Genomic DNA, 8,651 nt, shown 5'->3' on the forward strand with positions numbered 1-8,651 from the left:
CAGGTGGTTAACCCACCGACCCCTCCAACGAGATGGCGACCAGTTGCTGCGCTTCCATGGCAAACTCCATCGGCAGCGCCTGCAACACGTCCTTGCAGAACCCGTTGACGACAAGCGCCACGGCCTCTTCCTCGTCCATGCCGCGCTGTCGGCAGTAAAACAGCTGATCGTCGTCCACTTTGGATGTGGTCGCCTCATGCTCAACGCGCGATGAGTTATTCTTGACCTCAATGTAAGGCACTGTGTGCGCCCCGCATTTGTCGCCGATCAGCAAGCTGTCACACTGAGTATAGTTGCGGCTGTTCTTAGCCTTGGGATGCATCGAGACCAGACCACGATAGGTGTTCTGCGCCTTACCCGCGCTGATGCCCTTGGACACGATACGCGACTTGGTGTTTTTGCCCAGATGGACCATCTTGGTGCCGGTGTCGGCCTGCTGATAGTTGTTGGCGATGGCAATCGAATAGAACTCGCCTTGGCTTTCCTCGCCCCGCAGGATGCAGGACGGGTATTTCCATGTTACAGCGGAACCGGTCTCGACCTGCGTCCACATCACCTTAGACCGGTCGCCCCGGCAATCGGCGCGTTTGGTCACAAAGTTATAGATGCCGCCCTTGCCATTCTCATCACCGGGGAACCAGTTCTGGACGGTCGAGTATTTCACCTCGGCATCTTCTTCGATGATGATCTCGACCACAGCCGCGTGCAGCTGTGCGGTATCGCGCTGGGGTGCGGTGCAGCCTTCCAGATAGGACACATACGAGCCCTTATCGGCAATGATCAGCGTGCGTTCAAATTGACCTGTGTTCTCCGCGTTGATACGGAAATACGTGCTCAGCTCCATCGGGCAGCGCACGCCCGGCGGGATGTAAACGAACGAGCCATCCGAGAACACGGCCGAGTTCAGCGTGGCATAGAAATTGTCCGAGACCGGAACGACCGATCCCAGATACTTCTTGACCAGTTCGGGATGCTCGCGGATCGCCTCAGAGATCGAGCAGAAAATAACGCCGGCTTGTTTCAGCTCTTTCTGAAACGTTGTGCCAACAGAAACCGAGTCAAACACCGCGTCCACGGCAACCTTGCGACCCTCAGCCGGAGCATCCTCAGCACCTTCGACGCCTGCCAGAATCATCTGTTCTTTCAGTGGGATACCGAGTTTTTCGTAAGTCGCCAGCAGCTTGGGGTCGACCTCATCCAAGGACTTTGGCTTTTCCTCCATCGACTTGGGACGGGCATAGTAATACTGGTCCTGAAAGTTGATCTTGGGATAGCTGACCATCGCCCAGTTCGGTTCATCCATCTGAGTCCAGCGCTCGAACGCGGCCAAACGCCATTCGGTCATCCACTCGGGCTCTTCGTTCTTTTCCGAGATCAGGCGGACGATATCAGGGTTCACGCCCTTGGGCGCGTATTCCATCTCGATATCGGTTTCCCAGCCGTATTTATAGGTTCCGACCTCGCGTACCGCATCCACGGTTTCCTGATCGACACCCTCTTTTACCTGGGTCTGGTCCAAAGCGGCCATAAGACACCCTCCGTCTGATCACGCGGCCCGCGCGCGATGCTTTTTCTCTTTTTCCAGCCACGTTTCCGCGAAACGCAGCACATCTTCTTCCGTTGTCGCAGGCCCCAGCGAAACGCGAATTGCGCTGGCAGCTGTTACCTCGTCAAATCCCATCGCGGTCAGAACCGCACTTGCACGCACCTTGCCGCTGGAACAGGCCGAACCCGCGCTGACCGCGAACCCCGCCAGATCCATCTGCATGACCTGTGTCTCACCCTTCCAACCGGGGGTGGCGAAACACAGGGTGTTGGGCAGGCGTTCGTGATCTTTCCCGACAAAAATAGTAGATTTAGAACCGGCCTCAAGGGCCTTTTCTAGAATATTTCTAAATTCTTTGACCTGCTCCCAAACTCCATCGGCCAGATCACGCGCCGCAGCTTCAGCAGCAGCCCCGAACCCCGCGATTCCAATGACATTTTCGGTGCCCGAGCGTCGCCCCATCTCTTGCCCGCCGCCCTTGATCCGGGCTGGCAGATCGGTACCTCGCTTCATCACAACCGCGCCGATCCCCTTTGGACCGCCCAGCTTATGGGCCGAGATCAATGCCATCTGAGCATCCAGCCAGTTGAACGCCACCGGCGATTTCCCGAACGCCTGTGTCGCGTCCGTCACCGCCAGACCTGCAGGCAACGACTGAACGATCCCTGTCTCGGAATTGGCAAGTTGCAGCGTGGATTGCGCCGGATCGGTCACTGTAACAGCCCCGTCCGGGGAAACTGGCAAGTCTTCCATCGCCCACGCGCGAACCGCATCATGTTCAATGGCAGCCCCGTGCAGACCTCGACCTTCCAAAGCCAGCGCTGCCCCTTCGGTCGATCCTGATGTGAATACGATATCCGCACCATCCGCCCCGAATGCAGTCGCAATCTGTGCCCGCGCACGCTCAATCACTGCCTTGGCCGCGCGACCTTCGGCATGGACCGAGGACGGGTTGCCGCACATCTCCATCGCGGCAATCATCGCCTCGCGTGCCTCGGGGCGCAGTGGGGTTGTTGCATTATGGTCCAGGTAAACACGTGTCACGGATTCACCTTTTCGCCGACCAGAACATTTTGTTTGTTCCCTGCCATCTTATTCGTCCACAACGGCAAACAGGCTGGGCACCGCCGGACAAGGCGCAAGATCGTTCTGAATCACATCCGATAGGCGCGTCTGATGCAGGAAAACGTAGACATGGGCGCTCAGCCCTTCCCACAGTCGATTGGTTAGAGATTGCGCCCGGCTGCCAGACAGCGCCCCGGTCGCACCTGCGCCTTTTTGCAACGCGTCGACGGTTTCATCGACTGCGGCCAGAATCTCAACCACGCGGATCTCGGATGCGGGGCGGGCCAGACGATAGCCGCCACCCGGTCCACGCACCGACGATACCAAGTCGGCCCGGCGCAGTTTGACGAAGAGCTGCTCAAGGTACGGCAGTGAGATATCCTGACGCGCCGAAATTTCGCCAAGCGTCACCAGCCCGTCCGAGGGCTGAAGGGCGATATCGGCCAGCGCCACCATCGCATAACGACCCTTGGTCGACAGCTTCATTTGCATTCCCTCATGGCAGTTTACGCGCGAAATCATTGACGTCGCCGCTGCCAGTGCGTATCTCCGACAAGCAGCGCTTCGGCGCCCAGTATCACAATTAGAACCGTTCTAAGGTGCCCGACGATAACCGTCAAGTATTTCTGGGCACCCAGAAGAAAAAGACAGGACCGACGCACACATGCCCGAGGTGATTTTTCCCGGACCAGAAGGCCGCTTGGAAGGCCGCTACCACCCGCAAAAGGAAAAAGACGCACCGATCGCCATCGTGCTGCACCCGCATCCTCAATTCGGCGGGACCATGAACAATAAGGTGGTCTATAACCTTCACTACGCCTTCTATAACATGGGGTTCACCGTTCTGCGGTTCAACTTCCGTGGCGTGGGTCGCAGCCAGGGCGAATACGATCAGGGTGTGGGCGAGCTAAGCGATGCGGCCTCGGCGCTGGACTATTTGCAGTCGATGAACAACAACTCGAAACATTGCTGGGTCGCAGGGTTTTCCTTTGGCGCATGGATCGGGATGCAGTTGCTGATGCGACGCCCCGAGATCACCGGCTTTATCAGCGTCTCGCCGCCTGCCAATATGTACGACTTTTCGTTCCTGGCCCCTTGCCCGTCCTCGGGGCTGATCATCAACGGATCGGCAGACCGGGTAGCCCCTCCGGCGGATACCACATCGCTGGTCAACAAACTGCACGAGCAAAAGGGCATCACCATCACCCATAATGAGGTCGAGGGTGCTGATCACTTCTTCCAGGACCGCCACATGGACACGCTGATTACCGACGTCAGCGACTATGTGAAACGCCGCCTGACCGAGAATACGCGCTGATGTCCGACACGATCACTTCACTGGCGTCCAAGCTGGCCGAAGACACAATGAAAGTGATGGATGAAACCGGCGACGACCGGTTCTTTGTCGAAGTTGGCGAAATGCTGGGCGCGTCTTCCCAAACATTGGAAGAGGCGTTTCTGACCGAAATCCGCGTTCGGTTGGCCGAACGCAAAGCGCGAAAATTCGTGGTGCAGAGACTGGCGGAACACCGCAGTCAGGTGAAGGCGATCGAAAAGCAATGACGGAACGGCTGTCCGCTCAGATCTCGTTTCTGAAACAGGCGGACAAGCTGAAATCCGTCAATCGCGCCAACACGCTGCTGGACCAGTCGAGGGCCGAAAACGCCGCCGAACATAGCTGGCATCTGGCCTTGTGGGCGCTAGTCATGTCCCCACTGGCCGAGGCAGAGGTGCAGATCGACCGCGTGATCCAGATGTTGTTGCTGCATGATCTGGTCGAGATCGTGGTCGGCGATCATCCCATCCACCTGCAAACAGACTGGGACGCGGTAGAGGAAGCCGAACACGCAGCGGCGCTTGAGCTTTTTGGCCTGTTGCCGTCGGATCAGGCGCAAGCATTTCTGTCCCTCTGGCAAGAGTTCGAAGCAGACGCGACGCCTGACGCGCAATTCGCCAAGCGACTGGACCGGTGCCAGCCTTTGTTCCAGGTCCTGTGCGCGCCCAACCCCAACCCCGACCACATCGAGATTGCCCGAGAAAACCTGAACGCAGGGCGCGCGGCCTATCTTGAGACGGCGCTGCCAGCGGCATTCACCCACGCCCATGCGATCTTGCGCGATGAAACCCCAGTTGAGACCACATTTTCGGCCCGCCTGCCCTTTCTGGTGGAAGCCGATCGGTTGAAAGCGGTTCTGCGGGCCTCGCGATTGTTGTCGAACGACCGCTTTGAAAACTCGGCTGAACATTCCTGGCATATCATGCTGTTTGCGTGGGTTTTGGCGGAATATGGCGGTTCTGAGGTTTCGATCTCGCGCGTGCTCAGGATGTTGTTGTTGCATGACATTGTGGAAATCGATGCTGGCGACCACCCTATCCACGGCCAAGTAGACAAAGCCGCGCAGGAAGCCGAAGAGCGTGCTGCCGCGGAGCGTCTGTTTGGGCTTCTGCCCACCGACCAGCGCGACGCGTTTCACGCGATTTGGCTCGAATTCGAAACGGCCGAAACGCCTGATGCACAATTTGCAAAGGCCATTGACCGGTTCCAAACACCGATCGGCAACCTCGCCACCGGTGGCGGATCATGGGTGGACTATAACGTGAGCCTTGCGCAGATCGACAGCCGCGTTGGCGTTCCGATCAACCGAGGCGCACCGCAGCTTTGGTCATGGCTGCGGCCGCAGCTTAAGGCTTATTTCGCCAGCCGCGAACCCGCTTGACCTCTGGCCTCGATATTGAATCAGACCTGAGCGCTTGCTTCGGGCACCATGTCCTGATCTGCTTTGTCACGGGTTGACCCGGCGCTGACAAACCAGCCGAAAAGAACGATCAGGGCTGAAAGAGCGATCACGGATTTCGCAAAACTCGTCATTATAATGAACTCTGAACTCAAAAAATCTGTCGTTCTGGTGCCAGTTTTCCGTGTCAAAAACAGTCCGGTAATCCTGACCAATTGAAGTAAATCCGCGCGATTTTCACACCCTTTACTGCGCGCAAGAAAGACCTTGCCTGCGCCGATAGTTTCGTGATCAATCCACTCCGCCACACTCAGATCGAGACTCCGATGCCCAAAGCCTATCTCATTTTGCTGTTTGCCGTGATCGCCGAGACCATCGGCACCACCGCTTTGCAAGCCAGTCAGCAGTTCACACGGTTCTGGCCCTCGGTTCTCGTGGTGGTCGGATACGGCATTGCGTTTTATCTGATGGCGCTGACTCTTCGCTACATGCCCGTCGGGATCGTCTATGCAATCTGGTCCGGTATGGGCATTGCTCTGATCGCGATCATCGGCTTCGTAGTATTTGGCCAGCGCCTGGATTGGCCCGCCGTGCTTGGACTGAGCATGATCCTGACCGGAATCCTCGTCATTCACCTGTTTTCCAAGACTGCAGGGCACTGACCGCCGGTTAGGGCTGGCCTATTTGCTCAAACCGCGCTATGCGCGCGGCAACTTCCCGTTTTAAGGCTGACCTCATGGACCTGCGCAATATCGCAATCATCGCTCACGTGGACCACGGTAAAACGACCCTGGTGGATGAGCTGCTCAAACAATCCGGCGCGTTCCGGGAAAATCAGGCCGTGGCGGAACGCGCCATGGACAGCAACGATCTGGAACGCGAGCGCGGTATCACCATCCTTGCCAAAGCGACTTCGGTCGAGTGGAAAGGCACCCGCATCAACATCGTCGACACCCCTGGACACGCCGACTTCGGCGGCGAGGTAGAGCGCATCCTCTCGATGGTCGACGGCGTAGTTCTGCTGGTCGATGCCGCTGAAGGTCCGATGCCCCAAACCAAATTCGTGACCTCCAAGGCGCTGGCACTGGGCCTGCGTCCGATCGTTGTGCTGAATAAGGTCGACAAGCCCGACGCTGAACCCGACCGCGCGTTGGATGAATGTTTCGACCTGTTCGCCAATCTGGGCGCCGATGATGATCAACTGGACTTCCCGGCCATGTACGCCTCGGGCCGCTCGGGCTGGGCGGATATGGAGCTGGATGGCCCCCGCAAGGACCTGACCGCTCTGTTTGATCTGATCGTGGATCACGTGCCTGCGCCGAAACAGGCCGACAAAAAAAACGAACCCTTCCGCATGCTGGCCACCACGCTGGGCAGCGATCCGTTCATCGGCCGCATTCTGACCGGCCGTGTGGAAAGCGGGACTCTGAAAGCGGGTGACAGCCTCAAGGCCCTGTCGCGCGACGGGACCCTGATCGAAAACTTCCGCGCCTCGAAAATTCTTGCCTTCCGTGGCCTGGCGCAACAGCCCATCGACGTGGCCGAAGCCGGTGACATCGTCACCATCGCAGGCATGAGCAAGGCAACCGTGGCAGATTCGCTGGTTTCCCCGCAGGTGGACGAGGCCCTGCCCGCTCAGCCCATCGACCCGCCGACTATCACAGTGACCTTTGGCATCAACGACTCGCCTCTGGCCGGTCGTGACGGCAAAAAGGTCCAGTCCCGAGTGATCCGTGACCGCCTGATGAAAGAGGCCGAATCGAATGTCGCCATCCGCATCAGCGACACCCCCGGTGGCGAGGCGTTCGAGGTCGCAGGCCGTGGCGAATTGCAGATGGGCGTTCTGATCGAAAACATGCGCCGCGAAGGATTTGAACTCAGCATCTCACGTCCGCAGGTCCTGTTCCGCGAAGAAGACGGCCAGCGGCTGGAGCCCATCGAAGAAGTCACCATCGACGTGGATGACGAATTCTCGGGCGCTGTGATCGAAAAAATCACAGGTGCGCGCAAGGGTGAGCTGGTCGAGATGCGCCCAGCCGGTGCCGGCAAGACCCGCATCATCGCGCATGTCCCCTCGCGCGGGCTGATCGGCTATCACGGAGAATTCCTGACCGACACCCGCGGAACCGGTGTTCTGAACCGCGTGTTCCACGGCTGGGCCGCGCATAAGGGGCCGATCCCCGGACGTCGCGCAGGCGTTCTGATCTCGATGGAGAAAGGTCAGGCGGTCGCCTACGCCCTGTGGAACCTTGAAGAGCGTGGCCGCATGTTCGTGGCGCCGCAAACCGATGTCTATCAGGGCATGGTGATCGGCGAGCATTCGCGCGACAACGATCTGGAAGTGAACCCACTAAAGGGCAAAAAGCTGACCAACGTGCGGGCCAGCGGTTCGGACGATGCGGTGCGCCTGACGCCTCATGTCCAGTTCTCGTTGGAGGAGGCCATCGCTTATATCGACGACGACGAATTGGTTGAGGTCACGCCCAATGCGGTCCGCTTGCGCAAACGGTTCCTGGACCCTCACGAGCGCAAACGCATGGCAAAGTCCGCCTAGCTAAAACACTGTAAAACAGTTCACAGTGTGGAAACAATTCCACAATCGTGACATATTTGCGTCCACCACGGAAAAACACACAACATATAGGCCCGCCTCACTGGCGGGCTTTATTGTTGTTTTTACTATATTTTCCATTTCTGCCCTGAAATTGAGGGTTTTTCTTTTTGCCGCACTTCTTGAAAATGTGACGAGGGATGGCTGTAATTATGTTTAAAGTATGGCACGAGTGTCCGTGCAAATACGAGTTTATGAGTACTAAGGAGTAACGCCATGCGCGTAAAATCTCGGTTACTGTCTATTGTTTTCGTTTCAGCGACTTTTCCGTTTGTAGCAACTGCTCCGGCTCTGGCTGCCGACAAATGTACGGTCAAAACCGCACGACAATCGGTTTCAACAGAAACGCTGTGCAGTTGCTCTGTGGTTGATGCACGTATGCTGCGCTATCTTCAGAGACGCGCAGATTTCGAAGACATCCTGGCACGTACATCAGAGTTCTGCCCAGCTTTTGCGGCAGTTCTGACGGATATTCCTACAGCGACGATCGCCAGTTCCGCACCTCCCGGCGAAGATGACACAAATGAGCCAAACGACTCGCCCAACGGTAACGGTCCCAACGGTAACGGTGGCGACAACGGCGATGATGGCGACAACGGAGACGATGGCGACAACGGAGACGATGGCGACAACGGAGACGATGGCGACAACGGAGACGATGGCGACAACGGAGACGATGGCGACAACGGAGACG

At 57.8% G+C, this 8,651-nt stretch carries 9 protein-coding genes and 1 pseudogene; 6 read left to right on the forward strand and 4 right to left on the reverse strand.

Translation table 11 applies throughout. The features are described from left to right. Nucleotides 1-7 precede the first annotated feature (7 nt). From sufB to iscR, 3 genes are read right to left on the reverse strand one after another with little or no spacing between them, the layout of a single operon-like run. On the reverse strand, nt 8-1,528 hold the full coding sequence (gene sufB / locus ACR0DB_RS16750) for a Fe-S cluster assembly protein SufB (RefSeq protein ID WP_480552153.1): 1,521 nt from the start codon (nt 1,526-1,528) through the stop codon (nt 8-10). 18 nt (nt 1,529-1,546) lie between these two features. After that, on the reverse strand, nt 1,547-2,590 hold the full coding sequence (locus ACR0DB_RS16755) for a cysteine desulfurase family protein (protein ID WP_480552154.1): 1,044 nt from the start codon (nt 2,588-2,590) through the stop codon (nt 1,547-1,549). A gap of 48 nt (nt 2,591-2,638) precedes the next feature. After that, nucleotides 2,639-3,097, reverse strand: coding sequence for a Fe-S cluster assembly transcriptional regulator IscR (gene iscR / locus ACR0DB_RS16760; protein WP_170769789.1), 459 nt, complete (start codon nt 3,095-3,097; stop codon nt 2,639-2,641). Nucleotides 3,098-3,275: 178 nt separating this feature from the next. On the opposite strand from iscR, the gene ACR0DB_RS16765 reads away from it, so the two are divergent. Genes ACR0DB_RS16765 through ACR0DB_RS16775 form a run of 3 tightly spaced genes read left to right on the forward strand, consistent with a single transcriptional unit; the run spans nt 3,276 to nt 5,328 of the window. Then, nucleotides 3,276-3,929 carry an alpha/beta hydrolase gene (locus ACR0DB_RS16765; RefSeq protein WP_170324952.1) on the forward strand — a complete coding sequence of 218 codons (654 nt, stop codon included), beginning with the start codon at nt 3,276-3,278 and terminating at the stop codon, nt 3,927-3,929. Beyond that, nucleotides 3,929-4,174: a hypothetical protein gene (locus ACR0DB_RS16770; RefSeq protein ID WP_170769790.1), complete on the forward strand. Its 246-nt coding sequence runs from the start codon at nt 3,929-3,931 to the stop codon at nt 4,172-4,174. Before ACR0DB_RS16765 ends, ACR0DB_RS16770 begins: the two co-directional genes overlap by 1 nt. After that, nucleotides 4,171-5,328, forward strand: a complete 1,158-nt coding sequence (locus ACR0DB_RS16775; protein WP_480552155.1) for an HD domain-containing protein — start codon at nt 4,171-4,173, stop codon at nt 5,326-5,328. The genes ACR0DB_RS16770 and ACR0DB_RS16775 overlap by 4 nt, the downstream gene beginning before the upstream one ends. A 20-nt stretch (nt 5,329-5,348) precedes the next feature. Here the strand turns inward: ACR0DB_RS16775 and ACR0DB_RS16780 are convergent, their stop codons facing one another. Beyond that, nucleotides 5,349-5,480, reverse strand: a complete 132-nt coding sequence (locus ACR0DB_RS16780) for a hypothetical protein (RefSeq protein WP_480552156.1) — start codon at nt 5,478-5,480, stop codon at nt 5,349-5,351. 192 nt (nt 5,481-5,672) lie between these two features. Between ACR0DB_RS16780 and ACR0DB_RS16785 the strand changes: the two genes are divergently transcribed. From ACR0DB_RS16785 to ACR0DB_RS16795, 3 genes and pseudogenes are all read left to right on the forward strand, one after another. Next, entirely contained in the window at nt 5,673-6,008 is a 336-nt protein-coding gene (locus tag ACR0DB_RS16785; RefSeq protein ID WP_480552159.1) for a DMT family transporter, read from the forward strand. 74 nt (nt 6,009-6,082) lie between these two features. Next, complete coding sequence (typA, locus tag ACR0DB_RS16790; RefSeq protein WP_170769792.1) at nt 6,083-7,900, forward strand: translational GTPase TypA; 1,818 nt, start codon at nt 6,083-6,085, stop codon at nt 7,898-7,900. Between the two features lie 435 nt (nt 7,901-8,335). Then, a pseudogene (locus ACR0DB_RS16795) lies at nt 8,336-8,651 on the forward strand (hypothetical protein); the annotation flags it as partial.

It is taken from the genome of Ruegeria sp. AB6 (assembly GCF_056542685.1).

What these genes read in the sequence shown, in the direction of transcription:
- ACR0DB_RS16775 (WP_480552155.1), top strand. Translation starts at nt 4,171, where the DNA reads ATGACGGAACGGCTGTCCGCTCAGATCTCGTTTCTGAAACAGGCGGAC.
- ACR0DB_RS16765 (WP_170324952.1), top strand. Translation starts at nt 3,276, where the DNA reads ATGCCCGAGGTGATTTTTCCCGGACCAGAAGGCCGCTTGGAAGGCCGC.
- ACR0DB_RS16780 (WP_480552156.1), bottom strand. Translation starts at nt 5,480, where the DNA reads ATGACGAGTTTTGCGAAATCCGTGATCGCTCTTTCAGCCCTGATCGTT.
- ACR0DB_RS16770 (WP_170769790.1), top strand. Translation starts at nt 3,929, where the DNA reads ATGTCCGACACGATCACTTCACTGGCGTCCAAGCTGGCCGAAGACACA.
- iscR (WP_170769789.1), bottom strand. Translation starts at nt 3,097, where the DNA reads ATGAAGCTGTCGACCAAGGGTCGTTATGCGATGGTGGCGCTGGCCGAT.
- sufB (WP_480552153.1), bottom strand. Translation starts at nt 1,528, where the DNA reads ATGGCCGCTTTGGACCAGACCCAGGTAAAAGAGGGTGTCGATCAGGAA.
- typA (WP_170769792.1), top strand. Translation starts at nt 6,083, where the DNA reads ATGGACCTGCGCAATATCGCAATCATCGCTCACGTGGACCACGGTAAA.
- ACR0DB_RS16785 (WP_480552159.1), top strand. Translation starts at nt 5,673, where the DNA reads ATGCCCAAAGCCTATCTCATTTTGCTGTTTGCCGTGATCGCCGAGACC.